The sequence below is a fragment of the Clostridioides sp. ES-S-0006-03 genome, assembly GCF_020662275.1.
Classification (GTDB): domain Bacteria; phylum Bacillota; class Clostridia; order Peptostreptococcales; family Peptostreptococcaceae; genus Clostridioides.
In genome coordinates, this window is sequence record NZ_JADGMM010000005.1 from 250,366 (window position 1) to 269,411 (window position 19,046).

At 30.2% G+C, this 19,046-nt stretch carries 16 protein-coding genes; all 16 read left to right on the forward strand.

The window, feature by feature from the left end:
* Window positions 1-80: 80 nt before the first annotated feature.
* The 16 genes from IR151_RS09165 (at window position 81) to IR151_RS09240 (ending at window position 18,985) form a co-directional block, all read left to right on the forward strand.
* Window positions 81-4,379, forward strand: coding sequence for a PolC-type DNA polymerase III (locus IR151_RS09165; RefSeq protein ID WP_227434215.1), 4,299 nt, complete (start codon window positions 81-83; stop codon window positions 4,377-4,379).
* Window positions 4,380-4,591: 212 nt separating this feature from the next.
* The gene (rimP, locus tag IR151_RS09170; protein ID WP_227434216.1) at window positions 4,592-5,053 is read left to right on the forward strand and encodes a ribosome maturation factor RimP; all 462 of its coding nucleotides are present in this window, start codon (window positions 4,592-4,594) and stop codon (window positions 5,051-5,053) included.
* A gap of 29 nt (window positions 5,054-5,082) precedes the next feature.
* Window positions 5,083-6,237, forward strand: a complete 1,155-nt coding sequence (nusA, locus tag IR151_RS09175) for a transcription termination factor NusA (RefSeq protein ID WP_227434217.1) — start codon at window positions 5,083-5,085, stop codon at window positions 6,235-6,237.
* Window positions 6,238-6,243: 6 nt separating this feature from the next.
* Window positions 6,244-6,525, forward strand: coding sequence for an RNase P modulator RnpM (gene rnpM, locus IR151_RS09180; RefSeq protein WP_227434218.1), 282 nt, complete (start codon window positions 6,244-6,246; stop codon window positions 6,523-6,525).
* Window positions 6,515-6,826: a L7Ae/L30e/S12e/Gadd45 family ribosomal protein gene (locus tag IR151_RS09185; protein ID WP_227434219.1), complete on the forward strand. Its 312-nt coding sequence runs from the start codon at window positions 6,515-6,517 to the stop codon at window positions 6,824-6,826. Before rnpM ends, IR151_RS09185 begins: the two co-directional genes overlap by 11 nt.
* Before the next feature lie 21 nt (window positions 6,827-6,847).
* Window positions 6,848-8,788 carry a translation initiation factor IF-2 gene (gene infB / locus IR151_RS09190; RefSeq protein WP_227434220.1) on the forward strand — a complete coding sequence of 647 codons (1,941 nt, stop codon included), beginning with the start codon at window positions 6,848-6,850 and terminating at the stop codon, window positions 8,786-8,788.
* Between the two features lie 42 nt (window positions 8,789-8,830).
* Window positions 8,831-9,211 carry a 30S ribosome-binding factor RbfA gene (gene rbfA, locus IR151_RS09195; protein WP_227434221.1) on the forward strand — a complete coding sequence of 127 codons (381 nt, stop codon included), beginning with the start codon at window positions 8,831-8,833 and terminating at the stop codon, window positions 9,209-9,211.
* Window positions 9,204-10,175 (forward strand): DHH family phosphoesterase, encoded by a 972-nt coding sequence (locus IR151_RS09200; RefSeq protein ID WP_227434222.1) that lies wholly within the window; start codon window positions 9,204-9,206, stop codon window positions 10,173-10,175. Before rbfA ends, IR151_RS09200 begins: the two co-directional genes overlap by 8 nt.
* Before the next feature lie 12 nt (window positions 10,176-10,187).
* A complete protein-coding gene (truB, locus tag IR151_RS09205; protein ID WP_227434223.1) occupies window positions 10,188-11,093 on the forward strand; it encodes a tRNA pseudouridine(55) synthase TruB in 906 nt (301 codons plus the stop codon).
* Window positions 11,094-11,224: 131 nt separating this feature from the next.
* The gene (locus IR151_RS09210; RefSeq protein WP_227434224.1) at window positions 11,225-12,154 is read left to right on the forward strand and encodes a bifunctional riboflavin kinase/FAD synthetase; all 930 of its coding nucleotides are present in this window, start codon (window positions 11,225-11,227) and stop codon (window positions 12,152-12,154) included.
* Between the two features lie 103 nt (window positions 12,155-12,257).
* On the forward strand, window positions 12,258-12,515 hold the full coding sequence (gene rpsO / locus IR151_RS09215; protein WP_227434225.1) for a 30S ribosomal protein S15: 258 nt from the start codon (window positions 12,258-12,260) through the stop codon (window positions 12,513-12,515).
* 238 nt (window positions 12,516-12,753) lie between these two features.
* Complete coding sequence (locus IR151_RS09220) at window positions 12,754-13,599, forward strand: DegV family protein (RefSeq protein WP_227434226.1); 846 nt, start codon at window positions 12,754-12,756, stop codon at window positions 13,597-13,599.
* A gap of 124 nt (window positions 13,600-13,723) precedes the next feature.
* On the forward strand, window positions 13,724-15,835 hold the full coding sequence (gene pnp, locus IR151_RS09225; protein WP_227434227.1) for a polyribonucleotide nucleotidyltransferase: 2,112 nt from the start codon (window positions 13,724-13,726) through the stop codon (window positions 15,833-15,835).
* A gap of 157 nt (window positions 15,836-15,992) precedes the next feature.
* The gene (locus IR151_RS09230; protein ID WP_227434330.1) at window positions 15,993-16,409 is read left to right on the forward strand and encodes a MarR family transcriptional regulator; all 417 of its coding nucleotides are present in this window, start codon (window positions 15,993-15,995) and stop codon (window positions 16,407-16,409) included.
* A gap of 47 nt (window positions 16,410-16,456) precedes the next feature.
* Window positions 16,457-17,857, forward strand: coding sequence for an MDR family MFS transporter (locus IR151_RS09235; RefSeq protein WP_227434228.1), 1,401 nt, complete (start codon window positions 16,457-16,459; stop codon window positions 17,855-17,857).
* 384 nt (window positions 17,858-18,241) lie between these two features.
* Window positions 18,242-18,985: a polysaccharide deacetylase family protein gene (locus IR151_RS09240; RefSeq protein WP_227434229.1), complete on the forward strand. Its 744-nt coding sequence runs from the start codon at window positions 18,242-18,244 to the stop codon at window positions 18,983-18,985.
* Window positions 18,986-19,046: the final 61 nt, after the last annotated feature.

Here is a 19,046-nt window from a genome sequence, read left to right on the forward strand (position 1 = left end):
GTAAATATAAATGAGTAATAGATAGAAATAGAGAAAAAGTGGTAATAATATATATATAATGTTAGGAAAGGAGGATATAAATGGAAAGTGTTAAGGAATATTTAGATAAATTAGAAATTAATAACAGCGGTCTTGGAAAGCAACTTAAAGAAGTTTACATAAGTAGAGTAGTTTATTTTAAAGAAAATAAAATTGTTTATTTTTACCTGACATCTAAAGATATTGTTTCACATGAACTTTTAGATAAATTTAGAGAAGAATTGATGTATAAGCTTGATTATTTTAAAGATATAAAGATGAAAATAAGATTTACTGGGTTTGAAAGAAAATCTAACAAAGATGTTATAAAAAAATATTGGAATAATATCTTGTATATATTAAAGTACCTGTGTCCATCCATTGCAGGATGGTATAAGCAAGTTGAATTTCTTTGTTTAGATGAAGAATTAAAAATAAAACTCCCAAAGGGTATATTTTATGAGAGATTAATAAAAAAAAATGTAGTTCATGTACTTAAAACTGTTCTTAGTGAAGAATTGGGATTGGATTTAGATATAACTATTGAAAAAGCTGTTGATGAAAAGGTAAATGTAGAAAGACTTATAAGAATAAATGATAGAGAAATGGAAGAAAAAATTAGAGCATTGGAAATTGGACAAATTAATAAGTGTGAAGAAAATGAAGAAGAAGGCTATGTTATTAAATCAGAAGTTGACGAAAATTTAGTCTATGGAGATAATGCAAATGCTATGATTGAAAATATATCTGGCTTAAATGCCTCTTCTGGAACAGTTGCAGTTGTTGGAGATATATTTGATGTTGAGACTAAAGAACTTAAAAATGGAAAAATACTTATGATAGCATCAATTACAGATTATACTAGTTCAATAAGTTGTAAGCTATTTTTAACAGATACCAATAAAGATGGAGTACTTGAAAATGTTAAAAAAGGAGCTTATTTAAAACTTAAAGGTGACATAGTTTATGATACATATCAAAGAGAAATTAGTATGATGATTAGTGGAATTAGACAAGAAGCTAGACCAGAGAGAAAAGATACTTCAGAAGAAAAAAGGGTGGAGCTTCATGCACATACTCAGATGTCTTCTATGGATGCTATTTGTTCTGTTAAAAAACTTGTAGAACGTGCAGCAAAATGGGGACATCCAGCGGTTGCTATAACAGACCATGGTGTTGTACAGGGATTCCCAGATGCTATGAATGCTGGTAAGGCAAACAACATAAAAATACTTTATGGAGTAGAAGGGTATTTAGTTGAAGATGATTCTCTTATTATAGAAGATGCAAATGATAAAGAACTTTCTCAGACGTTTGTTGTATTTGATATAGAGACTACTGGATTTTCTAATACAAATGATAAAATAACTGAAATTGGTGCTGTAAAAATAGAAAATTTTAAAATTGTAGATAGATTTAGTGAATTAATAAATCCTGAAAAAGATATTTCGTATAAGATACAAGAATTAACAGGAATAACTAATGAATTGATTAAAGATAAGCCAACTATTGAAGAAGTTCTTCCAAGATTTATGGAGTTTGTTGGAGATAGTGTACTAGTTGCACATAATGCGGAGTTTGATACTGGATTTATATCACAAAAGTGTAGAGAACAGGGGATAATGTATAATCACAAAAAAGTAGATACACTTATGTTAGCCAGAGTAATGCTTCCCAAGTTAAAAAGACATAGATTAAATGTTGTTGCTAAAGAGCTTGGCATACCTCTTTTAAACCACCATAGAGCAGTTGATGATGCGGAAGCAACTGCACTTATATTTAATAAATTTTTACAGATGCTTACAGAAAAAGGTGCCAAAACTTTAAGTGATGTGAATAATATTCTTGGAAAAATCGATTATACAAAGCTTAGTACAAATCATATAACTTTGATAGCAAAAAATTCTATAGGTATAAAAAACTTATATAAAATAATTTCAGATGCACATGTAAATCATTTTTTTAGAGCCCCAAGAATCCTTAGAAGTATTTTAAATGAGTATAAGGAAGGTCTCATAATTGGTTCCGCTTGTGAAGCAGGGGTTGTTTTTCAAGCTGTAAAGAAAAATGTATCTGATGAAGAAATGAAAAAAATAATAGATTTATATGATTATATAGAAGTAATGCCTATAGATAACAATAGGTTTATGATTGATAAAGGAGAAGTAAAGGATGAAGAAGAGCTGAGAGAATTAAATAGAAAATTAATTGATACAGCTAAGAGGTTTAATAAAATTCCAGTAGCTACTGGAGATGTGCATTTTTTAGATAAACATGAGGCTGTTTTAAGAAAAGTTCTAAAGTATTCTCAAGGATTTAAGGTAGATGAAGAAGAGACTTATTTACATTTTAGGACAACAGATGAAATGTTGGAGGAGTTTAGTTATCTTGGAGAAGAATTAGCATATGAAGTTGTGGTTGAAAATAGTAATTTGATTGCTGATATGGTTGAAAATATAAAACCTATACCAGATGATACATATCCACCAATTATAGAAGGTTCAGATGTAGAATTAAGGGAAATGTGCTATGAAAAAGCTAAACGGATTTATGGAGAGCCAATACCAGAAATAGTTCAAAAGAGATTGGATAGAGAATTAAATTCAATAATAAGTAATGGATATGCAGTTATGTATATTATAGCTCAAAAACTAGTTGCAAAATCTCTTTCAGATGGGTATTTGGTTGGTTCAAGAGGTTCTGTTGGTTCATCATTTGCAGCTACTATGAGTGATATAACAGAAGTTAATCCTCTACCAGCTCACTATATTTGTGAAAATGAAGATTGTAAATATTCCTTTTTTTATGAAATAGGTGAATGGGGGTCAGGTGTTGACTTGCCAGATAAGGATTGTCCAAAATGTGGAAGAAAACTTGCTAAAAATGGTCATGACATTCCGTTTGAGGTTTTCTTAGGTTTTGAAGGAGATAAAGAACCAGATATAGACCTAAATTTCTCAGGAAATTATCAGCCAACAATCCACAAATACACCGAAGAATTATTTGGAGAGGGATATGTATATAGAGCAGGAACTATAGGTACAGTAGCAGAAAAAACAGCTTTTGGATATGCAAGAAAATATGTAGAAGAAAATAATATAAGTGTACCAAATGCGGAGGTTCTTAGACTTTCAAATGGGTGTACTGGCGTAAAAAGAACCTCAGGACAGCATCCTGGTGGAGTTATGGTTATACCAGACTATAAAGATGTATATGATTTTACACCTATACAATATCCAGCAAATGATACTTCTTGTGGCGTTATAACTACTCACTTTGATTATCATTCAATAAGTGGTAGGATACTTAAACTTGATATACTTGGACACGACGGTCCTACTATCATAAGAATGCTTGAAGATATTACTGGAATAAATATAACTGAAATTCCTCTAGATGATGAAGAGACTATGTCTTTATTTACATCTACAGAAGCGTTAGGAGTTACACCAGAAGAGATAAATTGTCCTATAGGATGTCTTGCTGTACCTGAATTTGGAACTAAGTTTGTACGACAAATGCTCCTTGATACAAAACCTACTACGTTTGCAGAGCTCGTACGTATATCTGGTCTTTCTCATGGTACAGATGTTTGGGTAAATAACGCACAAGATTTAGTTAGAGAAGGTATAGTGGGATTAAAAGATGTTATATCTACACGAGATGACATAATGAACTACTTAATATTTAAAGGCTTACCTCCTAAGATGAGTTTTACAATAATGGAGAGTGTAAGAAAAGGGAAAGGTTTAAAACCAGAACATATTGAAGAAATGAAGAAAAATAATGTTCCAGAATGGTATATAGGTTCGTGTAAAAAGATTAAATATATGTTCCCTAAAGCACATGCTGTTGCTTATGTTATGACCTCATTTAGAATTGCATATTGTAAAGTACATTACCCAGAAGCCTTTTATGCAACTTACTTTACTACAAAGGTGGAAGATTTTGATGCAGATTTAATTGTTAAAGGTTTGGATACTATAAAATCAAAAATAAATGAGATTGAAGCATTGGGAAATGATGCAACTACAAAGGAAAAAGGTATGTTGACCGTATTAGAAGTTGCACTTGAAATGTATGCAAGGGGGATAAGGCTGTTACCAGTTGATATATATAAATCGGATGCAAGTGACTTTATAGTTGTTGGAGAAAAAACATTACTTCCACCAATGGCAGCAATACAAGGTCTTGGAGGAAATGCAGCTTTAAATATTCAAAATGAAAGAAAAAATGGTGAGTTTATATCAAAAGAAGATTTAAGAAAGAGAGCAAAAGTATCAAAAACAGTAATAGAAACACTTACTAATCATGGCTCACTTGAAAATATGAGTGATGAAAACCAATTGTCACTGTTTTAGGTTAGTTCAAAAAGTTGCAAATAAAAGAATTTTATGATATCATAGTATAGAAAATAGTATACTTTGCAGAAACTAAGAGTGAGACAGCTGTTCTCACTCTTTTATTTTAAATATATTATTAAGAACTAGTTTAAATTTATTAAATACATTTAATTTAAAAATTATTTAATAAATTTAAAATAGTCATTTACAATTGAATAGGAGGTAATTTAATGAAAAAAGATTTAGAAGTAGCAATTGAAGAAATTGTAACTAAAATAACGGATGAACATGGATTTGAAATGGTTGATGTTGAATATGTAAAAGAAGCGGGAGAATACTACTTAAGAGTATACATAGATAAAGAAGAAGGAATATCTTTAAACGAATGTGAATTAGTTAGTAGAGAACTAAGCCCAATATTAGACGAAAAAGACCCTATAAAAGAGAATTATTTCTTAGAAGTATCTTCTCCAGGGCTTGATAAAGCACTAAAAAAAGACAGAGATTTTGCTAGATACCAAGGTAGAGATGTAGATTTAAAATTATATAAACCATTAAATGGATGTAAACAATTTGAAGGTGAACTTGTAGGATTAACAGAAGACAATAATATAAAAATCATTATAAATGGTGAAGAAATGGAATTTAATAGAAAAGATGTTGCTATTGTTAGATTAGCAATAAAGTTTTAGTGGTATATTAAATAGGGAGGAAATAAAAAATGAATCATGAATTTATGGAAGCACTAAATGAATTAGTAGTTGATAGAGGTATAGATAAAGAAATACTTATAGATACTATAGAGCAAGCTCTTTTAACTGCATACAAAAAAAACTTTGGTTCAGCACAAAATGTTAGAGTTGAGTTTGATAGAGACAAAGGCGATATAAAGGTGTTTTCTCAAAGAGTAGTTGTCGATGAATCAGACTTGTATGATACTTTCTTAGAAATAGAGTTAGCAGATGCTAGAGAAATAAACCCTAATTATGAACTGGGTGATATTATAGAGCATGAAGTTACACCTAAAAACTTTGGGAGAATTGCAGCTCAGACAGCAAAACAAGTAGTTGTTCAAAGAATAAGAGAAGCTGAGAGAGAAATAGTGTATAATGAATTTATAGAAAAAGAAAATGAAATAGTTACAGGAGAGGTTGCTAGAGCAAATAAAAATATTGTTTATGTAAATCTTGGAAGAATAGAAGGGATAATGACTCAAAGTGAACAAATCCCATTTGAAAATTATAAAGCAGGTCAAAAAATAAAATTCTATATACTTGAAGTTAAAAAGACTAACAAAGGACCTCAAATAGTTGTATCAAGAAGTCATCCAGGTCTAGTAAAGAGATTATTTGAAGAAGAAGTTCCTGAAATATATGAGGGTATAGTTCAAATAAAATCAGTAGCAAGAGAAGCTGGGTCAAGAACTAAAATGGCAGTAAGATCTATAGATGAAAAAATAGACCCAATTGGAGCTTGTGTAGGTCCAAAAGGACTTAGAGTAAAAAATATAGTGGATGAACTTGGTGATGAAAAAATAGATATAATAAAATATAGTGAAAATCCAGCAGAGTTTATATCAGCAGCACTTAGCCCATCAAAAGTTGTTAAAGTAGATATAAATGAAGATGAAAAATCTGCCTTAGTTATTGTTCCAGATTATCAGCTATCACTTGCTATAGGTAAAGAAGGCCAAAATGCAAGACTTGCAGCAAAATTGACAAACTGGAAGATAGATATTAAGAGCGAATCTCAAGCAGAACAAGAAATGATAAATCTTGAAAATTCCAAAGAAATAGAAGATGAGGGTATTAAAGCTGAATTTATCAATCAAGATGAGTTAGATATCTCAGATGATAATTTCAAAGAAGAAGAGTAAGGAGGGATGGCTTTGAAAAAAGTAAAAAAAGTGCCTCAAAGAAAATGCATAGCGTGTCAAGATAGAGACTCTAAAAAAGAGCTTATAAGAATAGTTAAAAATAAAGAAGGAAAAATATTTTTAGACCCAACAGGAAGAGCTAATGGAAGAGGAGCATATGTGTGCAAAAGCTCTGAATGTCTAAAAAAAGCTATAAAAAGCAAAGCATTAAATAAAGCTTTTAAAATTGATGTTCCTGATGAAGTCTATGATAATCTACTTATGGAGTTAGAAGAATATGAAAAATAATAAAGAAAAGATACACTCGTTCTTAGGACTCGCAACTCGTGCAGGGAAAATAGTGTCTGGTGATGATTCAACTTTGCTTGACTTAAAAAAAGGAAAAGTAAAATTAATTTTAATTGCAGAAGATGCATCAAATAACACAAAAAAACTTTTTAAAGATAAATCAACTTTTAGAAATATTCCATATCTATTTTTTTCAACAAAAGATGAAATAGGATTTGCAATAGGAAAATCTCCAAGAGCAGTCGTAGGAATAAAAGATGAAAATTTTGCTAAAAAGATAATTGAACTAATAGAAATTTAAAATAAAATAGGGGGTGATCTTGTGTCAAAAACAAGAGTATACCAAATAGCAGAAAAATTAAATATATCAAATGAAGAGCTTATAAATAAGTTAGCTGAATTAGATATTAATGTAACTGACAAAGATTCAGTATTAGAAGGTGAAGCGTTAGAATTAGCACTTGAAGTGTTAAGTGAAGATTCATCTCAAGAAAATGGAAATATTATAGAAATAGATGGACAGTTGACAGTACAAGTATTGGCAACTAAATTAGATAAATCTCCATCAGAAATAATTATGAAGCTTATGAAAATGGGAACTATGGCAACAATAAATCAAGAGATAAATTTTGAGATTGCTGCTTTAGCTGCCAAAGACTATGGATTTGAATTAACAGTAGCAGAAAGTGATGATACAGAAGCTTTAGAAATAGAAGCTTTAATGGAAATTGAAGAAGATAATGAAGAGGATTTAAAACCTAGACCACCAGTTGTTACAGTTATGGGACATGTTGACCATGGTAAAACATCTTTACTAGATGCAATAAGAAAAACTGATGTAATTTCAGGTGAAGCTGGAGGAATAACTCAGCATATAGGTGCTTCAGAAGTTAAAATTAATGGACAAAAAATAGTCTTTTTAGATACACCAGGGCATGAGGCTTTCACATCAATGAGAGCAAGAGGAGCACAAGTTACAGATATAGCAATATTAGTTGTTGCAGCAGATGATGGTATAATGCCTCAAACAGTAGAAGCAATAAACCATGTTAAAGCAGCAGGAGTACCTTTAATAGTTGCTATAAATAAAATAGATAAACCAGGTGCAAACCCAGATAAAGTTAAACAAGAATTAGCAGACCAGGGATTATTAGTTGAAGACTGGGGTGGAGAAGTAATAGCAGTTCCAGTATCAGCTAAGAAAAAAGAAGGAATAGATACACTTTTAGAAATGGTATTGTTGGTTGCTGAAATAGAAGAATTAAGAGCCAATCCAAATAAAAGAGCAGTAGGAACTGTTATAGAAGCTGAGCTTGATAAGGGAAGAGGTCCAGTTGCAACAGTACTTGTTCAGGGTGGTACTCTAACAGTAGGTGATCCAATTGTTGCAGGTGTTGCATGTGGTAAAGTTAGAGCAATGATAAATGCAAAAGGAAAAAGAGTAAAAACAGCAGGTCCATCTACAGCAGTGGAAATATTAGGGCTATCAGAAGTTCCACAAGGTGGAGACCAATTTGTTGAGGTTCCAACAGATAAAATTGCTAGAAGTGTAGCAGCAAGAAGACAACAATTATTTAGAGATGAGATGTTAAAATCAACTCAAAGATTATCACTAGATGCTTTATTTAGTCAAATGAGTGAAGGTGCTATAAAAGACCTTAACATAGTTATAAAAGCAGATGTACAAGGTTCAGTACAAGCAGTTAAACAATCTTTAGAAAAATTATCAAATGAAGAAGTACAGGTTAAAGTAATACATGGAGGTGTTGGAGCTGTAACAGAATCAGATATATTACTTGCAGCAGCCTCTAATGCAATAATAATAGGATTCAATGTAAGACCAGTTCCAGGTGCAGAATCTCTAGGAGAGAAGGAAAATGTTGATATAAGAACATATACTATAATATACAAGGCTATAGAAGATATACAAGCTGCTATGACTGGTATGTTAGACCCTGAATATGTTGATGAAGAAACAGGAAAAGCTGAAATAAGAGAAATATATAAAATATCTGGTATTGGAACAGTAGCTGGATGTTATGTAACTAATGGTAAAATATTTAGAAACTGTAAAATAAGATTAGTTAGAGATAGTATAATAATACATGAAGGTGAACTGGCAGCACTTAAGAGATTTAAAGATGATGTAAAAGAAGTTAATTCTGGATACGAATGTGGTATGAGTTTTGTAAATTATAATGACATAAAAGAAGGCGACATAGTAGAAGCTTATATAACTAAAGAAGTAGAAAGAAAATTATAAATTCGTATCAAAGAAAATCAGTTAGTAAAGAAGGTCGATGGTATGGCATCATATAATAGAACAAGAAGAATTGCAGAAGAAATAAGAAAAGTAGTAAGCACTATGCTTATAAATGGAGTAAAAGACCCTAGAATAACATCTTTGGTAAGTGTAACTGATGTAGAAGTTACAAATGACCTAAGATATGCTTATGTATATGTAAGTATTCTAGGTGGAGATGAAGAATCCACATTAGCAGGACTTAAGAGTGCTGGAGGGTATATAAGAAGAGAAGTAGGAAAAAATATAAAGCTTAGATATATTCCTGAGATAATATTTAAACTTGATGATTCAATAGAAAAAGGAATGTATATGGATAGCCTTATAAAGAGAGTAAATGAAAAAAATACTCAAAAAAATGAGGATGAAAATTATGATGAATAATATTGATAGTATTATAAATTATATATATGAAGGTGACTATTTTATAGTTACCTCTCATATTAGTCCAGATGGAGATAATATTGGTTCCACACTTTCAATGTATTATACACTAAAAAATTTAGGGAAAAATGTATATTATGTACTTGATGATGAAGCTCCATTGAATTTAAAGTTTTTAGTTGAAGGTATAGAAATTTATAAGTCTCATGAATTTGATATAAATAAGTATTCTCTAATTGCACTTGACTGTGGAGATAAGATGAGAATATGTGTAAGTGATGAAATCAAAAATAATGCATCAAAAGTAATCTGTATTGACCATCATGCAAGTAATGATTCATATGGAGACTTAAACTATGTAGATATTGATGCATCTTCTACTTGTGAACTAGTGTATAATTTATTGGTTAGATTTCAAGAAATAAAAGATATTAAGATTATAAATAAAGACATAGCAACATGTTTATACACAGGTCTTGTAACTGATACCGGAAATTTTTCCTATTCAAATGTGCATGCAAGTAGTTTTGAAATGGCAAAGGATTTACTTATTTTGGGTGCAGAAAAAAATACTATAATACAAAATATATATCAAAGTAATTCTTCTGATTATTACAAATTATTAGGTGAAGCTTTGAAATCTTTGGAGATATTTGATTCAAAGGTATCTAGTATAATTTTAACTCAGGATATGATGAATAGGAATAACATGAGTTTCAATGATGTTGATGGTATAACAACATATACTAGAGATATAAAGGATATTGAAGTTGGAATTTTATTTAAAGAAAAAAAACAAGATGAAATTAAAGTGAGTTTTAGGTCAAAAAATTATGTTGATGTAAGTGAAATAGCTAAGGTATTTGGTGGCGGTGGTCACATAAGAGCTGCTGGATGCACTATCAAAGATAGTATTGATAATGCTAAAAAAATGGTATTAGAGGCAGTGTTAAAATCAATTTAAGGTGACAATAAAATGAATAAGATTATAAATATATTGAAGCCTACAGGTATGACGTCTCATGATGTTGTAAGTAGGGTAAGAAAGATTTTAAATATGAAAAAAGTTGGGCATACAGGTACTCTTGACCCAGATGCATCAGGTGTTTTACCAATATGTATAGGAAAAGCTACAAAAGTATGTGAACTTATTTTAAACAAAGATAAATCGTATATATGTGAACTTACTTTAGGTATAAGTACAGATACCTATGATTCATCTGGCGAAATTATAAAAAAAGTTGATGATTTTAAGTTAAGTAATGAAGATATAGAAAGAGCTTTTGATACGCAAAAAGGTGAAATAGATCAACTTCCTCCAATTTACTCAGCTTTAAAAGTAAATGGAAAGAGAATGTGTGATTTAGTAAGAAGTGGTAGAGGCTCTGAGATTACTTTAAAAACTAGAAGAATAAACATAAAAGATATAAAAATCCTTAGTATAAAAGGTAATAAAGTAATGTTTTATGTTGAATGTTCTAAAGGGACTTATGTGAGAAGCATTTGCCATGATATAGGAGAATATCTAGGGTGTGGAGGACATATGTCGTTTTTAAATAGAACATCTTCTGGCAAATTTAACTTGGAAAATTCGATAACGCTGGAAGAATTAGAATTATTTTATGCAAATGAAACTCTGGATAAACATTTATATGATATAGATTATGTATTGGATTCGTTTAATTATATTGTATTAAACCCTAATGCTATAAAATATTATAGTAATGGTGGTTCAATAGATGATAAGAGATTTTTAAAGAACAATCTCAGTAAAGATGATGAATTTGTAAGAGTATACAGTAAAGATAACTTCTTAGGATTAGGAAAATTATCAAAACATAATAATACAATAAGTGTTAAAAGTGATAAGATGTTTGTATAATCAATGTATTTGAAAAAACACCAAAAGAGATAGTACTATAATAACTTCTATAGTCTATCTCTTTTACTTATGCTATAATAGTTTGTGAATAAGTTAAGAGTAAATTATAATTTTAGCGGGGAAAATTTATTATGGTGATTATAAAATCTATAGCAGAAATAGCAAACATAAAAGAAAGTGTCATTACCATAGGGAATTTTGATGGCATACACAAAGGACATCAAGTTCTTATAAAAAAAGCAGTTGAATATGCAAAAAAAGAAAATATACAGAGTATTGTATTTACATTTGCAAATCATCCTGTAAACTACTTTAGACCAAACTCAACAAAAAATATTATAAGCAATGAGGACAAAATAAGATTATTGGAAGAATTGGGAATAGATATAGTTGTAATCATACCATTTGATGAGTATATGACCAAAATACCTGCAAAGGATTTTGTAGAGGAGATACTAGTAAAAAAATTAAAAGCTAAAAAAATAGTAATTGGACATGACTTTACGTTTGCCAGAGCGAAGGAAGGTAATGTCAATCTATTAAAAAGCTTAGAAGATGAATTTGGTTTTGAGGTGGAAGTAATAAAACCAATCAAAATAAATGATGTAAGAGTGAGTAGTACTTATATTAGAAGTTTAGTATCCCAAGGTGATATGACCAATGTCAAAGAGTATTTAGGTCGTAATTACAAGTTAGAAGGCTGTGTTATACATTCTAAACACCTTGGAAGAACTATTGGATTCCCAACAGCAAATATTGACCTTAAGAATAATATGCTCATTCCAAAGAGAGGTATCTATGCTTCTATTGTACATATTGGAGATGAGGTTTATTTTGGTGCTACAAATGTAGGTTACAACCCAACGGTTAATGGAAAATCTTTGTCTATTGAAACAAACATTTTAGAATTTGACAGAGATATTTATGGTGAAAATATAATTGTTGAATTTTTGGAAAGAATAAGGGATGAGAGAAAATTTAATTCAATAGATGACTTAAAAAATCAATTGTCTAATGACATAAACTATGTATATGAAAACTATGTTTGCAAAAACAGGTAATGTATGATAAAATGATTAAGGAAAATAACCATTACTCAGCTTTTGAATACTCCAATCAATGCTTAGTAATAGGCGTTTCTAAAAAAATACGGAGGTAATCTAAATGATAAACAAAACAGAAATAATCAAAGAATATGGAAGAGTTGAAGGAGATACTGGTTCTCCAGAAGTACAAATAGCTTTATTAACAGCTAGAATAAATGATCTAAATGGACATTTAAAAACTCATAAGAAAGACCACCATTCAAGAAGAGGACTATTAAAAATGGTTGGTAGAAGAAGAAACTTATTAGCTTACTTAAAAGAAAAAGATCTTGAAGGATATAGAGCATTAATAGCTAAATTAGGATTAAGAAAGTAATTTCATTCTTTATAAAAAAGCAGGTATAGTGTATACCTGCTTTTTTATAGTTAATTTATTATAGAGTAAAATAGTTAATAATAAAAGTAATTTATACATTATAAAAAATTATAAAATGAATAATATTGGGTAAGAATATAAGGTAATATATAAATACATAAGCAATTAAAAAGGAAAGACAAGATAAATATAGAAACTTTATACTATAATATTTAGTTAGAATAAGGAGGAAATTATTTTGAAAATAAAGTTAGTATGTGATAGTTTGTGCGATATTCCAGATGAAATATCAAAGAAAGATTATATAGAAATAGTTCCACTTACAGTTATTTTTAATGATAGAGAATACATAGAAGGAGTGGATATAGATAAAGAAGAGTTTTACAAGAAAGTAAAAGAAATAAAACAAATACCTAAGACTTCACAAGCTACATATATGGAGTTTAAAGAAGTATTTGATAAGTTTATAGAAGAGGGATATCATATAATCTGTTTAACAGGTGCATCAAATGCCTCAGGAACTTTTCAAAGTGCTGTAATAGCTAAGAATGATATGAATGAAAAAGAAAAAATACATATATTTGATACTCGAAACTTATCACTTGGTAGTGGGCAATATGTTATAAAAGCCTGTGAACTTGTTGAAGAAGGTTTGGGGTTTGAAGAAATAATAAATGAGTTAGAAAACATTCGTAGCAGTATAAGATTACTTTTTGCTCCATATACCCTTGATTTCTTAAAACAAAGTGGAAGGGTTCCAGTAGCAACTGCTTTAATAGGAAATATGTTGAATATAAAACCTATATTTTTCTTTGATAATGGGGAAGCTAAGTTGGTAAACAAGGTCAGAGGAGTAAAAAATATAGCAAGTAAACTAGTAGATATAATTTTAGAAATGAATGAAGGGTCTTTAGAAGGGAAAATAGTAACAATAGGCTGTGGAGATAATCTACATGATTGTGAAATATTAAAAGAAGAAGTAAATAAAAGAATAAAAGCAAGAAGAGTCTTGTTTACTAGAGGTGGAGTTTCTATTTGCTCTCATACAGGGCCAGATATATTAGCTATAAGTTGTTCTAATTAGCAGGAATATAAGCTTCTTGCATATATAGGCAAAGATAATTTTTATATTGTTAATTTATAGTATTTTTGATAATATAGTAAATAGAGTGATATACGTGTTTTTAATAAGAGGAGGACAAGCATTAATGTTTGAACATAAAATATTTAAAATGGATTTCGCAGGGAGAGAACTTTCTGTAGAAATAGGAAAAATTTGTGAAATGACTAACGGTAGCTGTATAGTTAGATACAGCGACAGTATGGTAATGGTAAATACAACTAAGTCAGCTAAGCCTAGAGACGGAATAGACTTTTTCCCTTTAAGTGTAGATTATGAAGAAAAATTATACTCTGTAGGTAAAATACCTGGAGGTTTTTTAAAGAGAGAAGGTAAGCCTTCAGAAAAAGCGATACTTACATCAAGATTGATAGATAGACCAATAAGACCATTATTTCCAAAAGGATTTAGAAATGATGTTCAGGTAGTTGCAACAGTTTTATCAGTAGATCAAGATTGCACACCAGATATAGTAGCAATGATAGGTTCATCTATAGCACTTTCTATATCAGATATACCATTTAATGGTCCAACAGGTTCAGTATGTATTGGTCTTGTAGATGGTGCATTTGTTGTAAATCCAAATGCAGAGCAAAGAGAGAAAAGTTCAATGCATCTAGTTGTTTCAGGTACAAAAGAAGCAATAATGATGGTTGAAGCTGGAGCAGATGAAGTTCCAGATGATATAATGCTTGATGCTATTTTATTCGCTCATCAAGAAATAAAAAAAGTGGTTGAATTTATAGATGGTATAGTTGCAGAAGTTGGAAAAGAAAAAATTGTTGTTGAATTATACCATGCAGGAGAAGAAATAACTCAATTGGTTCGTGAATTTGCAACTGCTAAGATGAAGGACGCAGTTCAAACTTTTGAAAAACTAGAAAGAATGGAAAAGATGGATAGAGTTAAAGAAGAAACTCTAGCTCATTTTGAAGAAACTATTGAAAATTTTGAAGAACTTATTGGTGATATAGAGGAAGTATTACAAGATATAATAAAAGAAGAAGTAAGAAAACTTATAGTGCATGAAAATGTAAGACCAGATAATAGAAAATTAGAAGAAATCAGACCTATATGGTGTGAAACTGGTATGATACCTAGAGCTCATGGTTCAGCTATATTTACTAGAGGACAAACTCAAGTACTTAATGTAGCTACTTTAGGTGCTTTAGGAGATGTTCAAAAGTTAGATGGATTAGATGAAGAAGAAAACAAGAGATATATGCATCACTACAATTTCCCATCATATAGTGTTGGAGAAGCTAGACCATCAAGAGGTCCAGGTAGAAGAGAAATAGGGCATGGTGCTTTAGCTGAGAGAGCTTTACTACCAGTGATACCATCTCAAGAAGACTTCCCTTATGCTATTAGATTAGTTTCTGAAGTATTGAGTTCAAATGGTTCTACATCTCAAGCGAGTGTATGTGGCTCAACATTATCTCTGCTTGATGCAGGTGTACCTATAAGAGACATGGTTGCAGGTATAGCAATGGGACTTATAAAGCATGATGGTAAAGTAGCAGTGCTTTCAGATATACAAGGTATGGAAGACCACTTAGGAGACATGGACTTTAAAGTGGCTGGAACAGAGCATGGTATAACTGCGATACAAATGGATATAAAAATAGATGGTATAGATAAAGAAGTTCTACAACGTGCTTTAAAACAAGCTAAGGAAGGTAGAATCCATATACTAGGAGAAATGAGAAAAACTATATCTCAACCAAAACCAGAGCTTTCACCATATGCACCTAAGATTGTTAAAATGCAAATAAATCCTGACAAAATAAAAGATGTAATAGGACCTGGTGGAAAAATAATAACTAAGATAATAGATGAAACTGGAGTTAAGATAGATATTGAACAAACTGGAGAAGTATTCATATCAGGTATTGAAATTGATATGATTAATAGAGCTCAAGAACTTATAAATAATATAGTTATTGAACCAGAAGTAGGAAAAACTTATAAAGGTAAAGTAAGTAGAATAATGAATTTTGGAGCATTTATTGAAATACTTCCAGGAAAAGAAGGATTACTTCATATATCTCATATAGCTCATGAAAGAGTTGCTAAGGTTGAAGATGTGTTAAATATAGGAGATGAAGTTGAAGTTAAAGTTACAGAAATAGATGAAAAAGGAAGAGTTAACTTATCTAGAAAAGTTCTTTTACCAAAACCAGAGCATAAAAATAAATAATATATTAAATAATTAAAGGCAAAATCCTAGGGTTTTGCTTTTTTTTATTGCTAATATGATAATGACTATTAAATATCGTGTTAATATTGATTTTATTTACAACATATGGTAAATTACTAATAGTATTAGCAATTAAGGAGGTGATAATGTGGACTATATGAAATTAGCACTTGAACTTGGAAAGGTTAAGACATTGATGGTAAAAATACCACATAAAGATAAAATTGCAGATATACAAAGTGGTGAAAAATTTGTATTGGGTTATTTATCTAAAAATAATAAAAAAGTAAATCCAAAAGAAATAAGTAGTACTATGAATGTTAGTACTGCTAGAATGTCTGCTATTCTTAATCAATTAGAATCAAAGGAAATGATTGAACGCTGTGTTGACCCACAAAATGGTAGACAGACACTAGTTCAATTAATGCCTAAGGGAATACAACAGCAGAAAATAAATGAAAAAGAATTTTTAGAGTATACAGTTGAATTTTTAAAAGCACTAGGTCCAGAAGATGCTATTGCTTACATACGTATTCAAAAAAAGATTATAAAGTTTTTTGAAGATAAAAAATAGAGATATTTCTTAAGTGTTGCTAATAAAAACAGAAAGAAGGTAAAGACATGAATTTAAATAAGCAATCTAGAAATATGATTTTTGCTGTACTATTGATTGGATCTATAGTTGGCTCATTACTTCAGACATCTCTTACTACTGCATTGCCAGTTATGATGGGGGATTTAAATATATCAGCCACAACAGCTCAATGGCTTACTAGTGCATATACGCTTGCTATGGGAATTATGGTTCCTGCCACTGCATTTTTGATTAGGAGATTTCCAACAAAACCACTTTTCATTAGTGCTATGAGTCTTTTTGCTGTAGGATTGTTGCTTTCTGCTAGTGCATCTTCATTTACACCCCTTTTGTTTGGGCGTATATTGCAAGCAATGGGGAATGGAGTGTTGCTATCCATGACACAAGTAATAATTTTAACAATTTATCCTGCAGAGCAAATGGGTTCTATAATGGGTATATATGGTTTGGCTGCTGGTGCTGCTCCAATATTTGCTCCAACTCTAGCAGGAATTGTCATTGATATTTTTAATTGGCAAGCTATTTTTTGGTTTTCTTTAGTTATAAGTATTATTGATATTATTATAGCATCTAGAGTGTTACAAAATGTAATAGAGACAAAAAAACAATCATTTGATACGTTTTCTATGATTTTATGTGCAGTAGGATTTAGTGGTCTTTTACTTGGGCTTGGGAATATTGGGACAACTGAGTTTTTTAGTATAAATATTGCTTTACCATTATTTGTAGGGATAGTATCAATTATAGTATTTTCTTTACGTCAGATTCACTCAAAAGAGCCATTTCTAGAACTTCGTATTCTTAAAAATAAAAGTTATAGACTTGCTGTAATTATAAGTATGCTTTTATATGTTGTAATGATGGCAGGTTCCACTTTAATTCCAATATATATCCAGACAGTAAGAGGATTTTCAGCAACTAAGTGTGGTCTCATTATGATGCCAGGTTCTCTTGTAATGGCACTTATAAGTCCTTTTGCAGGTAGATTTTATGATAGGTTTGGAATACGAAAGCTAGTTGTATGTGGAAGTATATTCTTGGCAATAAGTTGTCTTGGTGTATCTTTTGTAGGAGAAGATACTTCAGTATTGTATATCTCTGCTTTTTATATTATACGTCTGATAGCTATTGGATTAATTATGATGCCTATTGTTACCTGGGGAATGAGTGTGCTTGGTGAAAAAAATATTGCTCACGGAACAGCATTACTTACTTCATTGCGTACAATAGCTGGTGCTATTGGCTCAGCAGTTTTTGTTGCAGTAATGACAACTGCTACAGTAACATCACGAGGTATGACAAATGCTACAGCAAATGTATTTGGAATGGATGTTGCATTTATTTGTATTTCAATTGTTGCAGTAGTTCAGCTTTTAGTGGCTTTCTTTTTTATAGAAAGAAAAAGTTTAAAGAAATCAACAAACTAAAGCTGATTTGTAGATTTTAAAAGCACAATTACATAAACATGTTCTAGTTATTATAATAAATTTTCAAGTATGAAATTAAACTTTTGAATATGAAATTAAAAGCCTATGTTACTTTTGCTAACAGAGGCTTTTTATATAAAATGTATTATGTCCTCTTATATTAAAGGTAATGGAAGGAAGTACTATAGGAAATTCTAAAATAATAGGAAAAATAAATAGCTAATTTAAAATTTTTTTAATAATAGAGGTTTAGTTAAGAGATTTTTAAGATAATTTTTTATTGATATACAGAGAAAGGTTTATGTTATATTTAGTGCATAAATAGAGTTTTCCTTTAATAGTATTAAATAAGAAACAATTTGTACATAATTAGGGGGAGTTTTAATGATAATGATGGTACTTAATAAGAGTAAGCTCAAAAAAATTATAATACTAATTTTAGTGATATTATTAGGATTGTCAGGAGGGGTAATGGTATTAAAATTGTTTAACAATAAGCCCGTTTTCAACTTATTTAATGGAGTAGATTTACCATATGAGAGAGGCACAAAAGATAAAAGTGGCTACGTTGCATTAACATGCAACGTAGACCTTGGATGGGAAACAGAGTACATAGAATCTATTTTGGAAACTCTCAAAAAAGAGAATGTAAAAATTACTTTTAATGTAACTGGGAAGTGGGCAGAAAAAAACAAAGATGAACTATTGAAGATAAAGAAACAAGGACATGAAATAGGAAATCATGGATACAAACACTTAGATTATTCGACACTATCATATGAAGATAACTATAAACAAATAGAAACCTCTAAAAAGATAATTGAAGAAATTATAAATGAAAAGACTAAGTTTTTTCAAGCTCCAGCAGGTTCTTTTGGAGCAGAAACAGTGAAGGCAGCTAAAGAATTAGGATATACTTCAATTAAATGGGATGCTGATACTATAGACTGGAAATATAAAGATCAACCAGAAGTAATTATAGATAGAATGAAGAAAAAAGATATTAAAGATAGTAGTATAATCTTAATGCATCCAACTGATGCAACGACAAAATGTATTGATGATATTATAGCAATTGTAAGAGAAAAAGGATTAAAACCAGGTAAACTTAGTGATGTATTTAAGTAGACAAAGTATAAAAATTTGATTAAGATTGTATAAGTTGTAGTTGAATTAATTAAAAGACTGA

Bases quoted from the DNA above. Each gene is read 5' to 3' on its own strand.
- IR151_RS09165 (WP_227434215.1), top strand. From the start codon at position 81: ATGGAAAGTGTTAAGGAATATTTAGATAAATTAGAAATTAATAACAGC.
- rimP (WP_227434216.1), top strand. From the start codon at position 4,592: ATGAAAAAAGATTTAGAAGTAGCAATTGAAGAAATTGTAACTAAAATA.
- nusA (WP_227434217.1), top strand. From the start codon at position 5,083: ATGAATCATGAATTTATGGAAGCACTAAATGAATTAGTAGTTGATAGA.
- rnpM (WP_227434218.1), top strand. From the start codon at position 6,244: ATGGCTTTGAAAAAAGTAAAAAAAGTGCCTCAAAGAAAATGCATAGCG.
- IR151_RS09185 (WP_227434219.1), top strand. From the start codon at position 6,515: ATGAAAAATAATAAAGAAAAGATACACTCGTTCTTAGGACTCGCAACT.
- rbfA (WP_227434221.1), top strand. From the start codon at position 8,831: ATGGCATCATATAATAGAACAAGAAGAATTGCAGAAGAAATAAGAAAA.
- IR151_RS09200 (WP_227434222.1), top strand. From the start codon at position 9,204: ATGAATAATATTGATAGTATTATAAATTATATATATGAAGGTGACTAT.
- truB (WP_227434223.1), top strand. From the start codon at position 10,188: ATGAATAAGATTATAAATATATTGAAGCCTACAGGTATGACGTCTCAT.
- IR151_RS09210 (WP_227434224.1), top strand. From the start codon at position 11,225: ATGGTGATTATAAAATCTATAGCAGAAATAGCAAACATAAAAGAAAGT.
- rpsO (WP_227434225.1), top strand. From the start codon at position 12,258: ATGATAAACAAAACAGAAATAATCAAAGAATATGGAAGAGTTGAAGGA.
- pnp (WP_227434227.1), top strand. From the start codon at position 13,724: ATGTTTGAACATAAAATATTTAAAATGGATTTCGCAGGGAGAGAACTT.
- IR151_RS09230 (WP_227434330.1), top strand. From the start codon at position 15,993: ATGAAATTAGCACTTGAACTTGGAAAGGTTAAGACATTGATGGTAAAA.
- IR151_RS09235 (WP_227434228.1), top strand. From the start codon at position 16,457: ATGAATTTAAATAAGCAATCTAGAAATATGATTTTTGCTGTACTATTG.
- IR151_RS09240 (WP_227434229.1), top strand. From the start codon at position 18,242: ATGATAATGATGGTACTTAATAAGAGTAAGCTCAAAAAAATTATAATA.